This window comes from Lichenibacterium ramalinae, from assembly GCF_004137085.1.
Taxonomy (GTDB): domain Bacteria; phylum Pseudomonadota; class Alphaproteobacteria; order Rhizobiales; family Beijerinckiaceae; genus Lichenihabitans; species Lichenihabitans ramalinae.
In genome coordinates, this window is the sequence record NZ_QYBC01000005.1 from 227,878 (window position 1) to 249,747 (window position 21,870).

The 21,870-nt window shown below is 71.6% G+C and carries 15 protein-coding genes; 8 read left to right on the forward strand and 7 right to left on the reverse strand.

All coding sequences use genetic code 11. From position 1 onward, the window contains the following. Positions 1 to 33 precede the first annotated feature (33 nt). A complete protein-coding gene (locus D3272_RS07945) occupies positions 34 to 1,248 on the forward strand; it encodes a GGDEF domain-containing protein (RefSeq protein WP_129218618.1) in 1,215 nt (404 codons plus the stop codon). 6 nt (positions 1,249 to 1,254) lie between these two features. Here D3272_RS07945 and D3272_RS07950 read toward each other — a convergent pair whose 3' ends face one another. Further along, positions 1,255 to 2,733, reverse strand: coding sequence for an amidase (locus tag D3272_RS07950; RefSeq protein ID WP_129218668.1), 1,479 nt, complete (start codon positions 2,731 to 2,733; stop codon positions 1,255 to 1,257). 178 nt (positions 2,734 to 2,911) lie between these two features. Between D3272_RS07950 and D3272_RS07955 the strand changes: the two genes are divergently transcribed. After that, complete coding sequence (locus D3272_RS07955) at positions 2,912 to 4,099, forward strand: M20 aminoacylase family protein (RefSeq protein WP_129218619.1); 1,188 nt, start codon at positions 2,912 to 2,914, stop codon at positions 4,097 to 4,099. 36 nt (positions 4,100 to 4,135) lie between these two features. Here D3272_RS07955 and D3272_RS07960 read toward each other — a convergent pair whose 3' ends face one another. Together D3272_RS07960 and D3272_RS07965 are read right to left on the reverse strand one after the other, a co-directional pair. Continuing rightward, on the reverse strand, positions 4,136 to 5,551 hold the full coding sequence (locus D3272_RS07960; protein WP_129218620.1) for a M20 family metallopeptidase: 1,416 nt from the start codon (positions 5,549 to 5,551) through the stop codon (positions 4,136 to 4,138). Continuing rightward, positions 5,552 to 6,970, reverse strand: coding sequence for an amidohydrolase (locus tag D3272_RS07965; RefSeq protein ID WP_129218621.1), 1,419 nt, complete (start codon positions 6,968 to 6,970; stop codon positions 5,552 to 5,554). It lies immediately after the preceding gene. A 187-nt stretch (positions 6,971 to 7,157) separates the two neighbouring features. Between D3272_RS07965 and D3272_RS07970 the strand changes: the two genes are divergently transcribed. The 6 genes from D3272_RS07970 (at position 7,158) to alaS (ending at position 16,937) form a co-directional block, all read left to right on the forward strand. Then, positions 7,158 to 8,948 carry a peptide ABC transporter substrate-binding protein gene (locus D3272_RS07970; protein ID WP_129218622.1) on the forward strand — a complete coding sequence of 597 codons (1,791 nt, stop codon included), beginning with the start codon at positions 7,158 to 7,160 and terminating at the stop codon, positions 8,946 to 8,948. Between the two features lie 23 nt (positions 8,949 to 8,971). Then, complete coding sequence (locus tag D3272_RS07975; RefSeq protein ID WP_129218623.1) at positions 8,972 to 9,931, forward strand: ABC transporter permease; 960 nt, start codon at positions 8,972 to 8,974, stop codon at positions 9,929 to 9,931. 49 nt (positions 9,932 to 9,980) lie between these two features. Continuing rightward, positions 9,981 to 10,949: an ABC transporter permease gene (locus tag D3272_RS07980; RefSeq protein ID WP_129218669.1), complete on the forward strand. Its 969-nt coding sequence runs from the start codon at positions 9,981 to 9,983 to the stop codon at positions 10,947 to 10,949. Positions 10,950 to 10,957: 8 nt separating this feature from the next. Beyond that, entirely contained in the window at positions 10,958 to 12,841 is a 1,884-nt protein-coding gene (locus D3272_RS07985) for an ABC transporter ATP-binding protein (protein WP_129218624.1), read from the forward strand. A gap of 139 nt (positions 12,842 to 12,980) precedes the next feature. Then, on the forward strand, positions 12,981 to 14,072 hold the full coding sequence (recA, locus tag D3272_RS07990; RefSeq protein WP_207210163.1) for a recombinase RecA: 1,092 nt from the start codon (positions 12,981 to 12,983) through the stop codon (positions 14,070 to 14,072). Positions 14,073 to 14,249: 177 nt separating this feature from the next. Further along, positions 14,250 to 16,937 (forward strand): alanine--tRNA ligase, encoded by a 2,688-nt coding sequence (alaS, locus tag D3272_RS07995; protein WP_129218626.1) that lies wholly within the window; start codon positions 14,250 to 14,252, stop codon positions 16,935 to 16,937. 93 nt (positions 16,938 to 17,030) lie between these two features. Here the strand turns inward: alaS and D3272_RS08000 are convergent, their stop codons facing one another. The 4 genes from D3272_RS08000 to D3272_RS08015 form a co-directional block, all read right to left on the reverse strand. Further along, positions 17,031 to 17,450: a hypothetical protein gene (locus D3272_RS08000; protein ID WP_129218627.1), complete on the reverse strand. Its 420-nt coding sequence runs from the start codon at positions 17,448 to 17,450 to the stop codon at positions 17,031 to 17,033. A gap of 148 nt (positions 17,451 to 17,598) precedes the next feature. Beyond that, a complete protein-coding gene (locus D3272_RS08005; RefSeq protein ID WP_207210164.1) occupies positions 17,599 to 18,762 on the reverse strand; it encodes an ABC transporter permease in 1,164 nt (387 codons plus the stop codon). 2 nt (positions 18,763 to 18,764) lie between these two features. Then, positions 18,765 to 19,868: a microcin C ABC transporter permease YejB gene (locus D3272_RS08010; RefSeq protein ID WP_129218628.1), complete on the reverse strand. Its 1,104-nt coding sequence runs from the start codon at positions 19,866 to 19,868 to the stop codon at positions 18,765 to 18,767. A 1-nt stretch (position 19,869) separates the two neighbouring features. Beyond that, positions 19,870 to 21,783: an extracellular solute-binding protein gene (locus D3272_RS08015; RefSeq protein ID WP_129218629.1), complete on the reverse strand. Its 1,914-nt coding sequence runs from the start codon at positions 21,781 to 21,783 to the stop codon at positions 19,870 to 19,872. Between the last annotated feature and the right edge of the window lie 87 nt (positions 21,784 to 21,870).

A 21,870-nucleotide genomic window follows, 5' to 3' on the forward strand; every position in this document is an offset into this window, starting at 1 on the left:
GGTCACGCAAGGTTGCGTCCGGACCCGTCGGCAATGGCTTTCGATCCCGTCACGTTGCTCACGATCTCGGTTCTGGTCCTGTTCGGCCTGGGCGGCCTGATGGTCCATGCCGCGCGCGGGGCGGAGGCGGGCCCGCTGCTGAGGTGGACGGGCTGCGCCTTCCTGTGCCTCGGCGCGGGCTTCACCATGGTCCTGGCCGCCCCCACCGACATCCACGCCCCCCTGCGCGTGCTGGGCAATGCCGCCCTCATGCTGTCCTATGGGCTGCTCTGGGCGGCGGCCCGGCGCTTCGACGCGCGGTCGGCGCCCTTCGAGATCATCGTCGCCGGGACCCTCGCCTGGCTCGTCGCCGTGTCGCTGTTCGACCTGTCGCAGGCCTGGCGCATCGGTGTGACCTCCGCCATCGTGGCCCTCTACAGCCTGGCGACCGCTGTCGAACACCACCGCGGCGAGGGCGCCGCCGCGACCGGGCCGGTGGCGCGGCGCTGGGCGGCGCGCGTCTTCTTCGGCCACGGCGCCTTCTTCGCCCTGCGTGCCGTCCTGGGCCCCACCTTCGGGCTGGCGCCCTTCGGCGCCGACGTCGCCCAGGTCTGGGGCGGGGTGCTGGGGCTCGAAACCGTGCTGGTGGTGGTGCTGCTCGGCGTCGCGTCCATCGCGACGGACCGCGAGCGGGCCGCCAGCCTGCATCGCCGCGAGGCCCTCGAGGACGTGCTCACCGGCATCGGCAACCGACGCGCCCTGTCCCGCTCGGGCCCCGCGCTGGTGGCGGCCTCGTGCCGCGCGGGCCTGCCGACGGCCCTGCTGCTGATGGACCTCGACGGCTTCAAGCTCGTCAACGACCGCCACGGCCACCCGGCCGGCGACCGTTTGCTGGTCGCCTTCGCGCATCTCGCCCACGATTACCTGCCGCCCACCAGCCTCGTGTGCCGGGTCGGGGGCGAGGAATTCGCCGCCGTGCTGCCGGGCGCCGACGCCGATCGGGCCAGGGCCGTGGCGGACGAGATCCGCGCCCTCTTCGCCCACATCGTCATCGAGGGTCCGCAGGGCCCCGTCCGCACGACGGTGAGCATCGGCATCGCGCTCGCGTCCGCCTCCGAACCGCCGGCCGAGATCGTCGACCTGCTGGGCCGGGCGGACATCTGCCTCTACGCCGCCAAGAACGGCGGCCGCGACCGCGTGGTGGCGGAGGGCGACGCGGTCCTGGCCGGCCGGTCCCGCCCGATTGGCGGGCTGAGCAGCGCGGCCTGACGGCGCTCAGCCCGGGTCGCGGAAGCCCGGGGCCGCGGCGAGGGGCGGGGCGGCGGCGAGGCGTCCGAGGTCCGGCCGTGGCCGGCCCAGCGCCGGATCGCCGGCGAAGGCCGCCTCCAGCGCCGCCGCGACCCCGAGCAGCAGCGCGTCGCCCCCGCGCGGCCCGACGATCTGCAGGCCGAAGGGCAGGCCGGCCTCGTCGGTGCCGAGCGGCAGGGACAGTGCCGGATGGCCCGCCAGCGTCACCGCATAGGCCAGCGCCAGCCAGTGGAAGTAGGAGCGCGTCGGCACGCCGTCGATGGCGGTGGGATACATCTCGGTCCAGGGCCGCGGGCTCAGCGTCACGGCGGGGCTCACCAGCACGTCGTGGTGGCGGAAGAAGCTCTGGAAGGCGCGGTAGATGCGGGTCTGCGCGGCGGCGGCGCGGGCGTAGTCCTGGAGGTCGTAGCCCAGCCCCTCCTCGACGTTGGCGCGGATGTTGGCGCCGAGCAGGCCGGGCCGGTCGCGGTAGGCGGGGCCGTGCTGGGCCAGGAAATGCGACGCCCGCAGCACCGCGAAGCAGTCGTCGGCGCCGGAACAGTCGGGCGTCGCCATCTCGGTGCGGGCGAAGAGCGGCGACACCGCCGCGACGCGGGAGCGGAACACGCGGCGGATGTGGCTTTCGGTCGGGGCGAAGCCGAAGTCTTCCGTTGCGGCGAGCCGCAGCCCCGCGAGCGCGACCGGCCGCGGCGGGGACCAGCGCCCGGGGCTCGCCCGCACGGCTTCGCCCGGCAGCGTATAGGCGAGCGGGTCGTCGGCGGCATCGCTCGCCAGCACGGACAGCATCAGGGCGGTGTCGGCGACGTCGCGCGCCATGGGGCCGTCGGTCGGCAGGGCCGACCAGCCGAGGCCGCGCTTGTCGCTGGCGACGAGGCCGGGCGAGGGGCGCATCCCGACGATGCCGGCATAGGCGGCGGGATTGCGCAGGCTGCCGCCCGTGTCGGAGCCCGAGGCGAGCGGGACCATGCCGCAGGCCAGCGCCACGGCGGAGCCGCCCGAGGAGCCCGCCGCCGAGCGGGACGGGTCGAAGGGGTTGCCGGTGGCGCCGTACACGATGTTGCGGGTGTTGGCGCCGGCCGCGAATTCGGGCGTGTTGGTCTTGCCGATCACGATGGCGCCGGCGGCACGCAGCCGCGCCACGCAGGCCTCGTCGGCCGCCGGCACGTGGTCGGCGAAGAGGGGGCTGCCGTAGGTCGTCACCAGCCCGGCCGTGTCCTGCGTGTCCTTGATGCCGACCGGCAGGCCGTGCAGGGCCCCCAGGGCGTCGCCCCGCATCACGGCCGCCTCGGCGGCGCGGGCGGCGGCGCGGGCCCGCTCGGCATCCAGCGCCACGATGGCGTTGACGGCCGGGTTCACGGCCGCGATGCGGGCGAGGCAGGCGTCCATGAGTTCGACGGGCGAGACGGCCTTGGACGCGATGGCGTCGCGCAGCGCCGAAGCCGTCATGTCGGCCAGCGAAGTCGTTTCGGAAAGGGACGGCGTGTCGGCAAGGTCGGTCACGGGCGGCTCCTCGAGCGGCGACGGGCCGGGATCCGTAACACGCGCGGCCCCGCCCGGCATCGAACTTGCGAGATTGCATGCCATCATGGCGCGACAGCCGCCCCGATCACCGGAACCCGACCCCATGCCCATCCTCAACCGCATCGCCGCCTTCGAAGCCGACATGACGGCGTGGCGCCGCGACCTCCACCTCCACCCCGAGCTCGCCTTTGCCGAGCACCGCACCAGCGCGATCATCCAGGAGAAGCTGCGCGCCTTCGGGGTCGACGAGGTCATCACGGGCCTCGCCGGCACGGGCGTGGTGGGGGTGATCCGGGGGAGCGAGCCCGGGGCCGAGGCCATCGGCCTGCGGGCCGACATCGACGCCCTGCCCATCGTGGAGGCCACGGGCCTGCCCTATGCGTCGCAGAACCCCGGCGTGATGCATGCCTGCGGGCACGACGGCCACACCGCCATGCTGCTCGGGGCGGCGCGCTACCTCGCCGAGACGCGCAATTTCGCCGGCACCGTCTACGTCGTGTTCCAGCCTGCCGAGGAGCAGGGCGGCGGCGGCGAGGTGATGGTGAAGGAGGGCCTGTTCGACCGCTGCCCGATGGACCGCATCTTCGGGATGCACAATTGGCCGAGCGAGCCCCTCGGCACCTTCAACTGGCGCGTCGGCCCCACCATGGCGGCGGTGGCCAACCTGTCCATCACGGTGCGGGGCGTCGGCGCGCATGGCGCGCAGCCCCACAACGGCGTCGACCCCATCGTGGTGTCGGGCGCCATCGTGTCGGCACTGCAATCGGTCGTGGCGCGCAACATCCGCCCCACCGAAAGCGCCGTCATGACGATCGGCGAGATCAAGGGCGGCAACGCCTTCAACGTCATCCCGTCGGAGGTGACGATGCGGGGCACGGCGCGCTGGTTCTCGCCGGCGGTCGGCGACCTGCTCGAGGAGGCCTTCGGCCGCATCGTGCGCTCCACCGCCGCCGCCTATGGCGCCGAAGCCGAGGCCGGCTTCGTCCGTACCTATCCGGCGCTGGTCAATGACGCGGACTCCACCGACCTCGCCCGCCGCGCCGCCGAAGCCGTGGCGGGCCGCGACAGGGTGCTGCCGATGGAGCATCCCACCATGGGGGGCGAGGACTTCTCCTTCATGCTGGACGCCAAGGCCGGCAACTACATCATGCTGGGGGCGGCGCGCGAGGGCGACAACCCGCAGGTCCACCATCCCGCCTTCGACTTCAACGACGCCGTGCTGACCACGGGCGCCAGCTACTGGGCGACGCTCGCCGAGCAGCTCCTGCCCCGGGGCGGCGCTTCGGCCTGAGCGCAGGCGGCCCGCTGGCGGGCCGGGCGGGCCGCGTCAGCCCGCCCGGCGCCGGGCCAGCACGGCCCCGCCGCCCTCGCCGAGGTCCCAGAACAGCCCCGCCATGATGGCGAGGCCCTCGCGGGCGATCGGGCCGAGCAGGAACTCGTTCGGCGCGTGCTGGTTGCAGGCCCCGTGCGAGTGCGGCACCCACAGCGTCGGCAGCCCGAGCGTGTCGGCGAAGACGTCGTTGGGCAGGGAGCCGCCGAGGTTCGGCAGCAGCGCCGGCGGCCGGCCGGTGGTGGCCGCCAGGGAGGCGAGCGCCCAGGCGACCCAGGGATCCGCGGGGTCGAGCCGCGTCGCCCCCAGCACGTCGCCGCGGGCGGGCTGCACCGCCACGCGGCCGAGGCCGAAGCCGTCGAGGTGGCGCCGCAGCGCCGGGACCACGCCGCGCCAGTCCGTGCCGACGACGAAGCGCAGCTGCAGTGTCGCCCGGGCCCAGGCCGGGATGGCGTTCTGCGGCGCCTCCGGGGTGCCGGCCAGCAGGGCGAGCACTTCGAGGCTGTTCCAGCCGAAGACCCGCTCGGCGTCGCTGAGGCCGGGCTCGCCCCAGTCGGCGTCGATGGCGGGGTCGTCGGGCCCGCCGCCGACCGCGAGGTCCGCCAGAGCGGCGCGCACGCCGGGCGGGATGGGCGGCGGGCGCAGGGCCTCGACCAGGATGCGGCCGCGCGCATCCACCATCGACGCGATAGCGGCGCTGAGCACCGTGGCGGGGTTGCGCAGCAATCCGCCCCAGTTGCCCGAATGGTGGGCACGGTCGCGCGACGTGACCGACAGGTCGATGTTGAAGGCGCCGCGCGAGCCGAGGAACAGCGTCGGCCGGTCCGCGGCGAGGCGCGGGCCGTCCGACGCGATGAGGACGTCGGCGGCGAGCTCCGCCCGATGCGCCGCGCAGAAGGCGTCGAGCCCCGGCGAGCCCGCCTCCTCCCCGGTCTCGATGAGGACCTTGGCGTTGAAGCCGAGCCGGCCGCCGCGGGCCGCCGCCACGCAGCCCAGGGCCAGGAGGCCGATCGTGTGCTGGCCCTTGTTGTCGGCCGTGCCCCGCCCGTAGAGCCGGTCCCCCTCGACCGTCACGGCATGGGGGACGAGGCCCGGGCGCCAGGCGGCGTCCTGCCCCGGCACCGTGTCGCCGTGGCCGTAGATCAGCACGGTGGGCAGGTCCGCGCCCTCGTGGCGCTCCGCCACGAGGAGCGGCCCGAAACCCTCGTGCGGGTTGGCGTAGACCTCGGACGCGAAGCCGAGCCCGGCGAGGCTCGGCGCCATCTCGTCGTCGAGGTAGGCGCGCAGCGCCGCGAGGTCCGCCGCGCCCTGGCTGACGGTCGGCATGGCGACGCGGCGGCGCAGCACGGCGAGGAAGGTGCCGTCGTCGTAGGCGGCGACGGCCGCCGCGATCGCCTCGGCGCGGCCGTCCATTCAGGCCACCGACATGGTGAGCGGGGGCTCGACCTCGGGCGGCAGCGGCGAGCGGTAGCCGCCGGGGCCGACGCGGGCCGCGAGGTCGGCCTTGGCGGCGGCGAGCAGCGCCGGGTCCGTCAGCACGGCCGCGCCGGTCGCCGCCATGGCCTTAGCGACCTGCAGCATGGCCTTGTGGGCGGCGGGCGTCTTGCCCTGCGCCACCACCTGCCAGGTGTGGAAGGGCGTGCCCACCGCCACGGTCGGGGCATGGGCCTGCACGGTCGGCACCACCCAGCTGACGTCGCCGACGTCGGTCGACCCCACGGAAGGGTCGCGCCGCGCATCGGCCGGCACGGTGAAGTCGGCGAGCGGCACGTCGGTCGGCGCCATGCCGATGGTCTTGAAGGCGGCGTCGATGGCGCCGGGGCCGAAGGTGTCGCGGATGTCCCGCGCGAAGGCGCGGTCGGCCTCGTCGAAATGCGGCGGCCCGAGGTCCTCCATCACGCCCTGCAGGGTTCGCTCCAGCGGCGCGTTGCCGACGAGGTTCGACACCGCGCTGACGATCCGCACCTCGACCTCCGTCTCGGTCATCAGGGCGGCGCCCTGCGCGACCTTCTTCACGCGCTCGACGAGTTCCAGCATGCCGGGCAGGTCGCGGGCCCGGATGGAGTAGCGCACGCGGGCATGGGCCTGCACGACGTTGGGGGCGATGCCGCCCGTGTCGAGATAGGCGTAATGCACCCGCGCGTCGCTCGGCATGTGCTCGCGCATGTAGTTGACGCCGACGTTCATGAGCTCCACGGCGTCGAGCGCCGAGCGCCCGAGGTGGGGCGCGGCGGCGGCATGGGCCGAGCGGCCCTTGAAGACGAAATCCGCCCGGGTGTTGGCCAGCGCCAAGGGCGGCGTCACCTCCCAGAAGCTCGACGGGTGCCAGGTGATGGCGGCGTCGGCGTCGGCGAAGGCGCCGGCCCGCACCATGAAGGCCTTGGCGGCGCCGCCTTCCTCGGCCGGGCAGCCGTAATAGCGCACGCGGCCCGGCGTGCCCGTCGCGGCGAGCCAGTCCTTCATGGCGGTGGCGGCCAGCAGCGCCGCCGAGCCGAGGAGGTTGTGGCCGCAGCCGTGGCCGTGGCCGCCGGCCTCCACGGGGCTGTGCCGGGCGACGCCGGCCTCCTGGCTGAGGCCCGGCAGGGCGTCGTATTCGCCGAGGAAGGCGATGACGGGCCCGCCCTCGCCGGCCTCGCCCATCACGGCCGTGGGGATGCCGGCGACGTGTTCGGTCACGCGGAAGCCCTGGTGGTGCAGCTCCGCCACATGCTCGGCGCAGGAGCGCGCCTCGGTGTAGCAGACTTCCGGCACGCCCCACACGCGGTCCGACAGGGCGACGAGCCGCTCGGCCTGGAGGTCGACGTGGCGCCAAAGGTCGTTGCGGTTGTCCATGGGTTTCGGGTCCTTTCGGGCTGGCGCGGGGGAGCGAGGCGCGCCAGCCTATCACGGTCCTGCATGCAGGACGGAGGCCAGCCGCGCCGGGCCGGGCCCGGCTCGGCGGGGCCGACTTGGCGCGTGTCTTGCTGCCGAAACCCGAATGTCTATGCTCGCGGGCTGTGCGGGCGGGTGGAGTTGCCTAATGGATGAGCATGATCTGCGCGGCCTCGTCGCCGACGTGAAGGGCGGGCGCCTGTCCCGCCGGGGCTTCGTGCAGCGCATGGTGGCCCTGGGCCTGACGGCGCCGCTGGCCGGCATGATGCTGGCCCATGGGGGCGTGGCGCGGGCCGAGGACGTGCGCGCCACCTACAAGCCCACGAAGGCGGGCGGCGGCGGGCCGCTGAAGCTGCTGTTCTGGCAGGCGCCGACGCTGCTGAACCCGCATTTCGCCATCGGCACCAAGGACCAGGAGGCCTGCCGCATCTTCTACGAGCCGCTGGCGGCCTGGAACAACGACGGCGAGCTGCAGGCGGTGCTGGCGGCCGAGATCCCGTCGGCCCAGAACGGCGCCGTCGCGGCCGACGGCCGGTCCGTCGTGTGGAAGCTGAAGCCGGGTGTGAAGTGGCAGGACGGCCAGCCTCTGACGGCCGACGACCTCGTCTTCAACTGGCAATACGCCCGCGACCCCGCCACGGCCGCCACCACGATCGGCTCCTACAAGGACATCACGGTCGAGAAGATCGACGACCTGACCATCAAGGTCCTGTTCGACAAGCCCACGCCCTTCTGGGCCGACGCCTTCGTGTCGGTGCCGGGCTGCATCATCCCCCGGCACCTCTTCGCCGATTACACCGGGGCGAAGTCGCGCGACGCGCCGGCGAACCTCCATCCCGTCGGCACCGGCCCCTACAGCTTCGTGGAGTTCCGCCCGGGCGACACCGTGCGGGGCGAGCGCAACACGGGGTACCACCTGCCGAACCGGCCCTTCTTCGACACGGTCGAACTCAAGGGCGGCGGCGACGCCGTCTCGGCCGCCCGCGCCGTGCTGCAGACCGGCGAATACGACTACGCCTACAATCTCCAGGTCGAGGACGAGATCCTCAAGCGCCTCGAGGAGGGCGGCAAGGGCCGGGTCGACATCGTCTTCGGCAACTACCTCGAATTCCTCCTGCTCAACGCGACCGACCCCAACACGGAGGTCGATGGCGAGAAGTCCTCGCTGAAGACCAAGCATTTCGCCTTCTCGGACCCCGCCGTACGCCAGGCCATGAACCTCCTCGTCGACCGCAAGGCGATCGCCGACTACATCTACGGGCGGACCGGCAAGGCGTCGGCCAACTCCATCAACGGGCCGGAACGCTACGTCTCGCCCAACACGCATTTCGCGTTCGACATCGCCAAGGCCAACAAGCTGCTCGACGATGCGGGCTGGGCCAAGGGTTCGGACGGCGTCCGCGCCAAGGACGGCAAGCGGATGCACTTCGTCTACCAGTCCTCGACCAATGCGCCGCGCCAGAAGACCCAGGCCATCGTCAAGCAGGCGGCCGCGAAGGCCGGCATCGAGATCGAGCTGAAGAACATCGCCGCTTCGGTGTTCTTCTCCTCCGACGTCGCCAACCCCGACACCTACCCGCATTTCTACGCCGACATGGAGGAATACGCCTTCAACGCGACCCAGCCCGACCCCACCACCTGGCTCCTGCAATACGCCTCCTGGGAGGCCGCGCAGAAGAGCAACAAGTGGCAGGGCCGCAACATCTCGCGCTGGCAGAACGCCGAGTTCGACGACCTCAACCGCAAGGCCGCCACCGAGCTCGATCCCATCAAGCGCGCCGCCATGATCATCCGCATGAACGACCTCGCCGTGGCCGACAACGTGCTGCCGCTGATCTACCGTGGCTCGGCCGCCGGCCTGGCCAAGGGGCTGCACGCGCCGCGCAGCGGCTGGGACAACGACCTGTGGGACATCGCCGACTGGTGGAAGGAGGCGTGAGGCGGGCGCCGGGAGGCTGACCGATGGGCGCCTACCTCCTCCGCCGCCTCCTCGTCGCGGTGCCGAGCCTGCTCGGCATCAGCCTGATCCTGTTCACCATCCTGGCGCTGGCGCCGGGCGACCCCTTCGGCGACATGGCGTCGAACCCCAACATCCCGCCCGAGGTGCGCCTGGCGCTTCGGGCCAAGTTCGGGCTCGATGACCCCGTGCTGTTCCGCTACTGGCACTGGCTCGTCGCCATGGTGCGGGGCGACTGGGGCTTCTCGTTCCAGAGCCGGACGGACGTGGCCCGGCTGATCCTCGACCGGGTGCCCACCACGCTCTTCGTGGTCGGCTCCTCGCAGGTGCTGGCCCTGCTCATCGCCGTGCCGGTCGGCATCGCGGCGGCGGTGCGGCCCTATTCGCTGCTCGACAAGCTCGCCAACACGCTGGCCTTCGCGGGCTTCTCGCTGCCGACATTCTTCACCGGCATCCTGTTCATCCTGGTCTTCTCGATCAACCTGCACTGGCTGCCCTTCGTCTACGACGCCGACATCCAGGCGACCGGCCTCGCCTGGTACTGGGAGCACGTGCGCCAGGCCATCATGCCGGTCTGCGTGCTGGGCTTCTTCCAGGCCGCCTCCTACACGCGCTACGTCCGCTCGGCCGTGCTCGACGTGGCGCGGCTCGACTACGTCACCACGGCCCGCGCCAAGGGCCTCGCCGAGGGAACGGTCACGCGGCGCCACATCGCCCGCAACGGCCTCATCCCGGTCGTCACGCTCGTGGCGCTGCAGATGCCGGCGGTCTTCGGCGGCGCCATCGTCACCGAGCAGATCTTCCGCGTGCCGGGGATCGGGGCGCTCCTCATCAACGCCATGCTGGCCAACGACACGCCGGTCGTCATGGCCGTCACCTTCGTCTTCGCCTGCCTGGTCGTCCTGTTCAACCTCATCGCGGACCTGCTCTATGGCTGGCTCGACCCCCGCATCTCCTTCGGCTGAGCTGATGCGAGACCCCGCCGTCCTGGGCCTCGACCCCACGCCCGCCGCGATGGGCTCGCCCCTCGTCGCCGAGGGCACGGCGGCCCTCGTGGCGGCCGCTCCGGCCCTGGCCGCGGCCGTGCCCGACGCGGCGCCGGCGCGCCGCCGCTCGGGGCCGCACGAGGTGTGGCACCGCTTCAGCCGCCACCGCCTCGCGCTGGTCAGCGTCGTGGTGCTGGCGATGCTGGTGCTGGGGGTGCTGCTCGGGCCGCTGCTGTGGCCGATCGCCATCGACGACATCGACTTCTCCGCCATGCTGCAGGGCCCTTCGGCCGCCCATCCCTTCGGCACCGACGACCTCGGGCAGGACATCCTGGCCCGCATGATCTCCGGCGGGCGCATCTCCCTCGCCGTCGGCGTCTCGGCCATGCTGGTCGCCACCGTGGTCGGCCTCACCGTCGGCAGCCTCGCCGGCATGTCGCGCGGGGCCCTGGGGCCGGTGCTGATGTGGGTGACGGACCTGTTCCTCGCCCTGCCGCAGCTGCCGCTGCTGCTGCTGCTCATCTACCTCTTCCGCGACACGCTGAAGCGCATCTTCGGCGTCGAGGGCGGCGTCTTCGTCATGATCGTGCTGGTCATCGGCGGGCTCGGCTGGATGCCGGTGGCGCGGCTGGTGCGGGCGCAGTTCCTGTCACTGCGCGAGAAGGAGTTCGTCGAGGCGGCCCGCTCGCAGGGCGCCACGACGTTCCACCTCGTGCTTCACCACATCCTGCCGAACGCGCTCGGGCCCGTCATCGTGGCCGGCACCATCGAGGTGTCCTCCGCCATCATCGCGGAATCGACCCTGTCGTTCCTCGGGCTCGGCTTCCCACCCGACATCCCGACCTGGGGTCGCATCCTGTTCGACGCCAAGGACCACCTCGACGTCGCGCCCCACTGGGCGCTCTTCCCCGGGGCGGCGATCTTCCTCACCGTCCTGTCCATCAACTTCATCGGCGACGGCCTGCGCGACGCGCTCGACGCACGCCGCGTCGTGTGAGATCGCCCATGCCCACAGCCGTGTCCGCGCCCGTGTCCGCCGCCGTGTCCACGCCCCTGCTGGAGGTCGAGAACCTCACCACCGCGTTCCGCCGCGACGGCGCCTGGCGCGAGGTGGTCCACGGCGTCTCCTTCACGGTGGGGGCGCGCGAAACCGTGGCGCTGGTGGGCGAGTCGGGCTCGGGCAAGAGCGTCAGCGCCCTCGCCGTCATGCGGCTCCACCCGCGCCAGGCGAGCCGCGTCGGCGGGCGGGTGCTGTTCGAGGGGCGCGACCTGCTCGCCCTGCCGGAGCCCGCCATGCGGGGCCTGCGTGGCGACGCCATCGCCATGGTGTTCCAGGAGCCCATGACGAGCCTCAACCCCGTGCTCACCATCGGCTTCCAGATCGCCGAGGGGCTGATGCTGCACCGCGGCCTCGGGCGCGAGGCCGCCGAGGCCGAGGCGGTGCGGCTGCTCGACCGCGTCCGCATCCCGGCGGCGCGCTCGCGCCTGCACGACCACCCGCACCGCTTCTCGGGCGGCATGCGCCAGCGCGTCGTCATCGCCATGGCGCTGGCCTGCCGGCCGAAGCTGCTCATCGCCGACGAGCCCACGACGGCGCTCGACGTGACGGTGCAGGCCCAGATCCTCGACCTGCTGAAGGAGCTTCAGGACCAGGAAGGCATGGCGGTGCTGTTCATCACCCACGACATGGGCGTGGTGGCGGAGATCGCCGACCGCACCGTGGTGATGCGGCACGGCCGCGCCGTCGAAGCCGGCGACACGGCGGAGATCTTCCGCGGCGCCCACCACCCCTATACGCGCGCGCTGCTGTCCTCGGTGCCGAAGCTGGGCTCCATGGCGGGGGAAACGCGCCCGCTGCGCTTCCCCATCGTGTCGGCCACGACGGGCGCGGTCGACGTGCCGCCCGGCCTCCCCGACACCGTCACGCCCGGGCAAAGGCCCGTGCTGGAGGTAAGCGGCCTCACGACCCGGTTCGACATCCGCGGCGGGCTGCTCGGCAAGGTGCGGGGTTGCGTCCACGCCGTCGAGGGCGTGTCCTTCACGCTTGGGGCGGGCGAAACCCTGGCGCTCGTCGGCGAATCCGGCTGCGGCAAGTCCACCACGGGCCGCTCGGTGCTGCGGCTCATCGAGCCCGCGGCCGGCTCCGTGCTGCTCGACGGCGAGGACGTGCTGACGCTCGGCCCCGCCGCCCTGCGCGAGCGCCGCAAGCGCATGCAGATGATCTTCCAGGACCCCTTCGCCTCGCTCGACCCGCGCATGAGCGTCGGGGCCGCCATCGCCGAACCCATCCTGCTGAACCGCCTCGGCACCCGCGCCGAAGCGCGCGCGCGCACCGCCGACCTCCTGCAGCGCGTCGGCCTCACCCCCGACATGGCGTCGCGCTTCCCGCACGAGTTCTCGGGCGGGCAGCGCCAGCGCATCTGCATCGCCCGGGCCCTCGCGGTGCGGCCCCGGCTGATCGTGGCCGACGAGAGCGTTTCGGCCCTCGACGTGTCGGTGAAGGCGCAGGTGGTCAACCTGATGCTGGAGCTCCAGGCGGAGTTCGGCCTGGCCTTCCTGTTCATCAGCCACGACATGGCGGTGGTGGAGCGGGTGAGCCACCGCGTCGCCGTGATGTATCTCGGCGAGATCGTCGAGATGGGGCCGCGCGCCGCCGTCTTCGGGGACCCGCAGCACCCCTACACCCGCCGCCTCCTCGCCGCCGTGCCGGTGCCCGACCCCGCCCGGCGCGGCGCCCGCCACAAGGTGTCGGCGGACGAGATCCGCAACCCGATCCGGGCGCTCGACTACGTGCCCCCGGTGCGGCAGTACCGCGAAGTCTCGCCCGGCCACGTCGTGCAGGCCTGGGGCGAGGAATGGGAGCCGAAGGGGACGAGCGCGGCGGCGTGAGGGGGCCTGCGGTCACACCCGCCAGGCCCCGCCGGATTCTTTCGCGCCGACCGGTCGCAGCCCTTGCGAATGAGAACAAAACGCGTACATTCACGTCAGTTGCAGGGCCGTCCAGCCCATGTCAAAAGGACGTCACGCCGTGAGCCAGAGCAATCTCCGCCTCGTTGAAGGATCCTCCGTGGACAAGACCAAGGCGCTCGACGCAGCGCTGTCGCAGATCGAGAGAGCCTTCGGCAAGGGCTCCATCATGCGGCTCGGCAAGAACCAGAAGGCCGTCGAGATCGAGACGGTCTCGACCGGGTCGCTGGGCCTCGACATCGCCCTCGGGGTCGGCGGTCTGCCGCGCGGCCGCGTCATCGAGATCTACGGGCCGGAATCGTCCGGCAAGACCACGCTGACGCTGCACTGCATCGCCGAGGCCCAGAAGAACGGCGGCGTCTGCGCCTTCGTGGACGCCGAACACGCGCTCGACCCCGTCTACGCCCGCAAGCTCGGCGTGCAGCTCGACGACCTGCTGATCTCCCAGCCCGACACGGGCGAGCAGGCGCTCGAGATCACCGACACGCTGGTGCGTTCCGGCGCGATCGACGTGCTGGTGGTCGATTCGGTGGCGGCGCTGACGCCCCGCGCCGAGATCGAGGGCGAGATGGGCGACGTGCAGCCCGGCCTCCAGGCACGCCTGATGAGCCAGGCGCTGCGCAAGCTCACGGCCTCGATCTCCAAGTCCAACACCATGGTGATCTTCATCAACCAGATCCGGATGAAGATCGGCGTGATGTACGGCTCGCCCGAGACCACGACGGGCGGCAACGCGCTGAAGTTCTACGCCTCGGTCCGCCTCGACATCCGCCGTACCGGATCGATCAAGGACCGCGACGAGGTGACGGGCAACGCGACCCGGGTGAAGGTCGTCAAGAACAAGGTGGCGCCGCCCTTCAAGCAGGTCGAGTTCGACATCATGTACGGCGAGGGCATCTCCAAGGTCGGCGAGCTGGTCGACCTCGGCGTGAAGGCCGGCATCGTCGAGAAGTCGGGCGCCTGGTTCTCCTACGACAGCCAGCGCCTCGGCCAGGGCCGCGAGAACGCCAAGGCCTTCTTCAAGGCGAACCCGGACGTGGCCCGCAAGGTCGAAGCCGCCATCCGCGAGAACTCGGGCCTGATCGCCGAGCGCATCCTCGAGACGGGCGGCCCGGAGGCCGACGACGACGACGAGACGCCGCCGGAGGCCTGAGACGGCGGGACCCCGGTCCCGCCTCGGGTTAAGGCAAAGTGAAGGGGCCCCGGCCCCTCGTCTCGACAGCTCCGAAGGGCGCGGCTAAAGGAGGCCGGCGCCCTTTTTTTCGCGTGCGGCGTCCCGCACGCCCGAGGGCGAGAGACGTCCAAGCCACACCCCCCGAGTCCCAGTGCCATGACAAGCGTCAACGAGACCCGCGCGGTTTTCCTCGACTTCTTCCGCCAGGCCGGCCACGAGGTCGTCGCCTCGGGCCCGCTCGTTCCGCGCAACGACCCCACGCTGATGTTCACCAGCGCCGGCATGGTGCAGTTCAAGAACCTCTTCACCGGCGTCGAGAAGCGGCCGTATACGCGCGCCACCACGGCACAGAAGTGCCTGCGCGCCGGCGGCAAGCACAACGACCTCGACAACGTCGGCTACACGGCGCGCCACCACACGTTCTTCGAGATGCTGGGCAACTTCTCGTTCGGCGACTACTTCAAGGCGACCGCCATCGAGAACGCCTGGAAGCTCGTCACGGGCGGCTTCGGGCTGAACAGGGAACGGCTGCTCGTCACCGTCTACCACGACGACGATGAGGCCTTCGACCTGTGGAAGAAGATCGCCGGCCTGCCGGACAGCCGCATCATCCGCATCGCCACCTCGGACAATTTCTGGGCGGCCGGCGACACCGGCCCCTGCGGCCCCTGTTCGGAGATCTTCTACGACCAGGGCGACAAGGTTTGGGGCGGGCCGCCCGGCAGTGCCGACGAGGACGGCGACAGGTTCCTGGAGTTCTGGAACCTCGTCTTCATGCAGTACGACCAGCTCGGCCCCGGCGACCGCGTGCCGCTGCCGCGCCCCTCGATCGACACCGGCATGGGCCTCGAGCGCATCTCGGCCATCCTGCAGGGCGTGACGTCGAACTACGACACGGACCTGATGCGCACCATCATCCAGGCCGTGGCCAACCTCACCGGCGTCGACCCGGACGGGCCGCAGGCGGCGAGCCACCGCATCATCGCCGACCACCTGCGCGCCTCGGCCTTCCTGGTGGCGGACGGCGTCGATCCCTCGAACGAGGGCCGTGGCTACGTGCTGCGCCGCATCATGCGCCGCGCCATGCGCCACACCCAGCTGCTCGGCGCCGCCGAGCCGCTGATGTGGCGCCTCGTTCCGGTGCTGGTGCAGCTCATGGGCGAGGCCTATCCGGAACTCATCGCGGCGCGGGAGCGCGTCAGCGACATCCTGCGCTCGGAGGAGACGCGCTTCCGCACCACGTTGGCGCGTGGCCTGTCGATCCTCGAGGACGAGACGCGCGAGCTGTCGTCCGGCGGCCAGCTCAAGGGCGAGGTCGCCTTCAAGCTCTACGACACCTACGGCTTCCCGCTCGACCTGACGCAGGAAGCGCTCCGCGCCCGCGACATCGGCGTCGACGAGGCAGGCTTCGCCGCCGCCATGGCGCTGCAGAAGGCCGAGGCCCGCAAGGCCTGGGCGGGCTCCGGCGAGGCCGCCACCGATGCCGTCTGGTTCGGCATCCGCGACCGCGTCGGCACGACCGAGTTCCTGGGCTACAGCACCGAGCGGACCGAGGGCACCGTCACGGCGCTGCTCGCCGGCGGCCGCGAGGTCGAGAGCCTCGGGGCGGGGGAGCGCGGCCAGGTGCTGCTCAACCAGACGCCCTTCTACGGCGAGTCCGGCGGGCAGGTCGGCGACACCGGCCGCCTCACCGCGCCCGGCCTGCTGCTCCGCGTGACCGACACGGGCAAGAAGCTCGGCGACGTCGTCGTGCACGACGTCGAGGTGGTGGAGGGGATCGTGACGGTCGGGGCCGGCGTCGTCGCGGAGGTCGACCATGATCGCCGCCGCGCCATCCGCGCCAACCATTCGGCCACCCACCTGCTGCACGAGGCCCTGCGCCAGGTGCTGGGCCCCCACATCGCCCAGAAGGGCTCGTTGGTCGACGGGGATCGCCTCCGCTTCGACTTCTCCCATCCCAAGCCCATCACGCCGGAGGAGCTGGCCGAGGTCGAGGACATCGCCAACGCGGTCGTCCTGCAGAACGAGCCCATCGTGACCCGCATCATGGCGATCGACGAGGCGCGGGCCAGCGGCGCCCGGGCGCTGTTCGGCGAGAAATACGGCGACGAGGTCCGCGTGGTCTCGATGGGCCGCCCCGAGGGCGGCCGGGGCGCGACCGAGGCGCTCTATTCCATCGAGCTCTGCGGCGGCACCCATGCGGGCCGCACCGGCGACATCGGCCTCGTCTCGGTGCTGGGCGAGAGCGCCGTCGGCTCGGGCGTCCGCCGCGTCGAGGCCCGCACCGGACACGCGGCACGCCGCGGGCTCAACCAGGCGGGCGGCCGGCTGCGCGACCTCGCCCAGCTGCTCAAGGCGTCGCCGGACCTCGCCGCCGAGCGCCTGGCCGGGCTCGTCGACGAGCGGCGCCGGCTCGAACGCGAGCTGACCGAGGCGCGCAAGAAGCTCGCCCTCGGCGGCGGGAGCGGAGGCGCCGGGGCCGAGGCCGCGCGCGAGGTGGCGGGGGTCGGCTACATGGGCCGGGTCGTCACCGGCATCGACATGCGCGACCTCAAGGGCCTCGCCGACGAAGCCAAGGCGGCGCTCGGCTCCGGCGTGGTGGCGCTGGTCGGCGTCGGAGAGGACGGCAAGGCCGGCCTCGTTGTGGCGGTGACGAAGGACCTCGTTCAGCGCTTCAACGCCGTCGAACTGGTGCGGGCCGGCGCGGCCCTGCTGGGGGGCAAGGGCGGCGGCGGCCGGCCCGACATGGCCCAGGCCGGCGGTCCCGACGGCGCCCAGGCGGCGGCGGCCCTGTCGGCCGTCGAGGCCGCCATGGCGGGCTCCGCGGCCGCCGCGGCGGAGTGACGGCGACGCAGCGGCGTCGGCGCCGTCGCAGTCGCTGCGGCGCTCCGACCCCGCGACGCTGTCGTGGGGCCGGCGCGCTCCCGGCCCGGCGTGTCACAGGACGATGTCGGGCCCGCAGTGCTTGGGGTCCAGGGGCTTGCGGAACATGAAGACGATGCCGAGGGTGATGCGCCGTCCCGGCAGCACCGGCCGGGTGCCCACGAGGGCGATGTCGCCGGCACCGAATTCCGAGAGCTCCGCCTCCAGGGCGACGCCGGTCTGCGATATGTTGATGATGCGGGCCGCGATGCGCTTGCCCGACACCGTGGTCAGCACCGTCCCGGTGCGGGTGGGGACAAAGCGTTCGGCACCGCGGGTCTCGCTGGGCGGGGCCGCCTCGATCACCTGAGGGGGAAGGGGCGCGCGCGGGGCCGGGATGGCGCGCGGGATGGTCGAGGGACGCGCCTCCTCCGCCTGGGCCGCCCCCCGGTCGTCGCCCCTGACGCTCTTCCACATCTTTCCGAGACCGATCATGGTCCGACTCTGTCCCTGTCGTTCTGGTGGGTGACGGACGGCGCCGCGTCACCCTCGTGTCGAGCGGACGATGACGCAAGATCGTTACCGGACCGTCTTCCCCACCTTATGCTATCGACCGTTCCCGCCCGCCGCCCTTCGGCCCGCGTCACCGGACGGTCTTGCGCGGGTCGAAGGCGTCGCGCACCGCCTCGCCGATGAAGATCAGCAGCGACAGCATGATGGCGATGGTGAGGAAGGCCGTGAGGCCGAGCCAGGGCGCCTGCAGGTTGGAGGTCCCCTGCAGCAGCATCTCGCCGAGCGAGGGCGAGCCGGGCGGCAGGCCGAGGCCGAGGAAGTCGAGCGAGGTGAGGGTGGTGATCGAGCCCGACAGGATGAAGGGCAGGAAGGTCAGCGTCGCCACCATGGCGTTGGGCAGCACGTGCTTCCACATGATGCGCAGGTTCGACAGGCCGAGCGCCCGGGCGGCGTTGACATACTCGAAGTTGCGGGCGCGCAGGAACTCCGCCCGCACGAGGTGGACGAGGTTCACCCAGGAGAACAGCAGCAGGATGCCGAGCAGCACGCCGAAGGAGGGCGTGATGACCGCCGCCACGATGATGAGGATGTAGAGGTGCGGCAGCGAGGACCAGATCTCGATGACGCGCTGCATGATGAGGTCGGTCCAACCGCCGAAATAGCCCTGGACGGCGCCGGCCGCGATGCCGACCGCGGAGGAGATGCCGGCGAGCAGCAGGGCGAAGACGACGCTGAGGCGGAAGCCGTAGATGAGCCGGGCCAGCACGTCGCGGCCGTGGTCGTCGGTGCCGAGCCAGTTGGTTTCGAGGGCCGAGCAGGGGCGGCTGGCGGGCGGCGTGCCGCCCCCGTCCCGGATGGCCTTCTCGCATTGCGCGTCCGACAGGAGCCAGGTCGGCGGCGAGGGCAGGGTGGTGGGGGGGCTGAGGTTGCGGGTCGCGTTGGAATAGCGGTTCGGGGCCCACACCATCCAGCCGTGGTCCTCGATCTCGCGGGCGGTTTCGGGGTTGCGGTAGTCCGTATGGGCCAGGAAGCCGCCGAAGCGATCCTCCGGGTAGTCGTTGAACACCGGAAACAGGATGTCGCCCTTGTAGGACACCACGAGCGGCCGCTCGTTCGACACGAATTCGGCGCCGAGCGACACGACGAACAGCAGGCCGAAGACCAGGAAGGACCCGTAGCCCCGCCGGTTGCGCTTGAAGCCGTCGAGGCGGCGACGGTTCAGCGGGGTCAGGCGGAGCCAGCCGCCGCGGCTGGCGGGCGGGGCGAGGAGTTGGGGGTCGACGCGGGCGTCCATCGTCAGGCGCCCCGCGTTTCGAAATCGATCCTGGGGTCGATCCAGGTGTAGGTGAGGTCGGAGACGAGGTTCACCACGAGGCCCAGCAGCGCGAAGATGTAGAGGTTGGCGAACACCACCGGATAATCGCGGTTGATGATCGAATCGTAGGAGAGCAGCCCCAGCCCCGGCAGGTTGAAGATCTCCTCGATGAGGATGGCTCCGGTGAAGAAGGCGGAGATGAAGGCTCCGGGGAAGCCCGCCACGACGATCATCATGGCGTTGCGGAAGACGTGGCCGTAGAGCACGCGCCGCTCCGACAGGCCCTTCATGCGGGCGGTCTGCACGTATTGCTTCTTGATCTCGTCGAGGAAGGAGTTCTTCGTCAGGAAGGTCGAAGTCGCGAAGGCGCCGACCGACATGGCCACGACCGGCAGGGTGATGTGCCACAGGTAATCCGTCACCTTGTGGACCAGGTCGAGCTCCGCCCAGTTCTCCGACACGAGGCCCCGCAGGGGGAAGACCTGATAGAAAGAGCCGCCGGCGAACAGGATGATGAGCAGGATGGCGAACAGGAACGACGGAACGGCATAGCCGATCGTCACGACGCTCGACGTCCAGATGTCGAAGCGCGAGCCGTCCTTCACGGCCTTGGAGATGCCGAGCGGGATGGAGATGGCGTAGGACAGCAGCGTCATCCACAGCCCGAGCGAGATCGACACCGGCAGGCGCTCGCCGATGAGCTTCAGCACCGGCACGTCGCGGTAGTAGCTTTGGCCGAAATCGAAGGTGGCGTAGTTGCGGACCATGAGCAGGAAGCGCTCGTAGGCCGGCTTGTCGAAGCCGAACTGCTTCTCGAGTTCCTTGATGAACTTGGGGTCGAGCCCCTGGGCACCGCGGTACTTGGAGCCCTCGCCGCCCATGCCGGCCTGGGCGCCGGCCGAGGCGCCGATGTCGGCGCCCCCGCCGCCGAGCCCCGAAGCGCCGCTGGTGACGCCCTGGAGCTGCGCCACCACGCGCTCGACCGGCCCGCCGGGGGCGAACTGCACGATGACGAAGGACACGAACATGATGCCCAGCACGGTCGGCACCATCAGCAGGATGCGCCGCAGGATATAGGCCGCCATGTCAGCCCCGCGCCTTCAGCTGCTTGGCCTTGCCCTCGTCGAACCACCAGGTGGAGAGCACGCCGGGGTCGAGCTTGGGGGTGTGGGCCGGCCAGCCGAACTGGTCCCAATAGGCCAGCCAATGGTCCGGCTTGTTCCACATCGGCACCCAATAATAGGAGGCCCGCAGCACGCGGTCGAGGGCGCGGCACACCGTCGTCAGCTCGGCTCGCGTCTTGGCCTGCAGCGCCCGCTCGATGAGGGCGTCGACGGTCGGGTCGGAGGTGCCGGTGAAGTTCTGGGAACCGTCCTGCCGCGCCGCCTCGGAGCCGTAGGAGATCCTCAGGCCCTCGCCCGGGGTGGAATCGCCGCCGCGGTTCAGCGTGATGACGTCGAAATCGAAGGTGTTGAGCCGGGACTGGTACTGGGCGGCGTCGACCACCCGGAAGCGGGCGTCGATGCCGAGCAGCTGGAGGTTCCTGATGAAGGGCTGGGTATGCCGCTCCAGCGCGCCGCCGAAATCGAGGAACTCGATCCGGAACGGCTCGCCCGACGGCAGCTTCAGCACCGTGCCGTCGCGCTTGCAGCCTGCCGCCTGGAGCAGCTTGAAGGCCTGTCCCAGCAGCGCCCGGTCCTGCCCCGAACCGTCCGAGACGGGCGGCAGCACCGCGTCGCCGAAGACGGCGTCGGGCACCTTGCCGCGGAAGGGCTCCAGCACGGCCAGTTCGTCCGGCCCGGGCCTGCCTTCCGCCATCATGGGCGTGTTCTGGAAATACGACACCGTGCGGCTGTAGAGGCCAAACATGATGTTCTTGTTGGTCCACTGGAAGTCGAAGCAGCAGCCCAGGGCCTGGCGCACCCGGGCGTCCTTGAACTGCTCGCGCCGGGTGTTCAGCCACCAGCCCTGGATGCTGGACGGGGCCTCGCTCGGCACCGTCCTGCGCTGCACGCGCCCATCCTGGGCGGCGGGGAAGTCGTAGCCCTTGGCCCAGTTGATCGAGGTCGCATCCTCGTGGAACGTGGTGGAGCCGGATTTGAACGCCTCGAAGCCGACCTGGCGCTCGCGGTAATATTCGTAGCGGATCTGGTCGAAGTTGCCCTGGCCGCGGTTGATGGGCAGGTCCTTGGCCCAATAGTCCTTCACGCGGTCGAACGCGATGGTGCGGCCCTGGTCGAAGGTGCCGACCCGGTAGGCCGAAGACCCGAGCGGGGGCGTGAGCGTGGTCTGGTCGAAGGGTTGGGCGGTGTAGAACGCCTCCGAGAAGATCGGCAGGCCCGCCACCGTGAGGTGGGTCTCTCGCGTGCGGTCGGGAGACAGCGTCACCTCGAGCACGCCGTCGGCGAGGGCGCTGGCGCCGAGGACGTGGCGCAGCCCGGTGCGCAGGTTGGGGTGCCCCTTGGTCTTCAACAGGTCGAGCGAGAAGGCGACATCGGCGGCCGTGAGCTTCGAGCCGTCGTGGAAGCGCGCCTCCGGACGGAGCAGGAACCGGTAGGTGAGGCGGTCGGCCGACCAGCGCACCGACGCCGCCACGAGGCCGTAGAGCGCATCCGGCTCGTCGAGCGTGCCGCTCATCAGCGTGTCGAAGATGAGCGACATGCCGGCGGCGCCATCGCCGCGCAGGATGTAGATGTTCAGCGTGTCGAAGGTCGTGAAGCTCTGGTTCAGCCCCGCCGTGGTGGGCTCCAGCACGATCGTGCCGCCCTTGGGCGCCGCGGGATCGACGTAGGGCAGGGACCGGAAGTCGGCGGGCAGGCCGAGTTCGCCGAAGGCCGACAGGCCGTGGCTCTCCGTCCACCCCTGCGGCAGCGGCTCGGGCCAGCCGGACGGAACCTCCCCGGCGAGGGCCGGCCAGGACCGGGCCGTGGCGGCCGCCGCGAGTGTGGAGCCCAGGGCCAGGCCGGACAGGACGGCCGAGCGGCGGGTGAGGGTCGGCATGGGGTCAACGGCTCCTGCGGCAGGCCCGGCGGCGGGCCTGCCATCAACACCCGTCCATTATGTCGGTTTTCGGGGGGGGCGTCGACG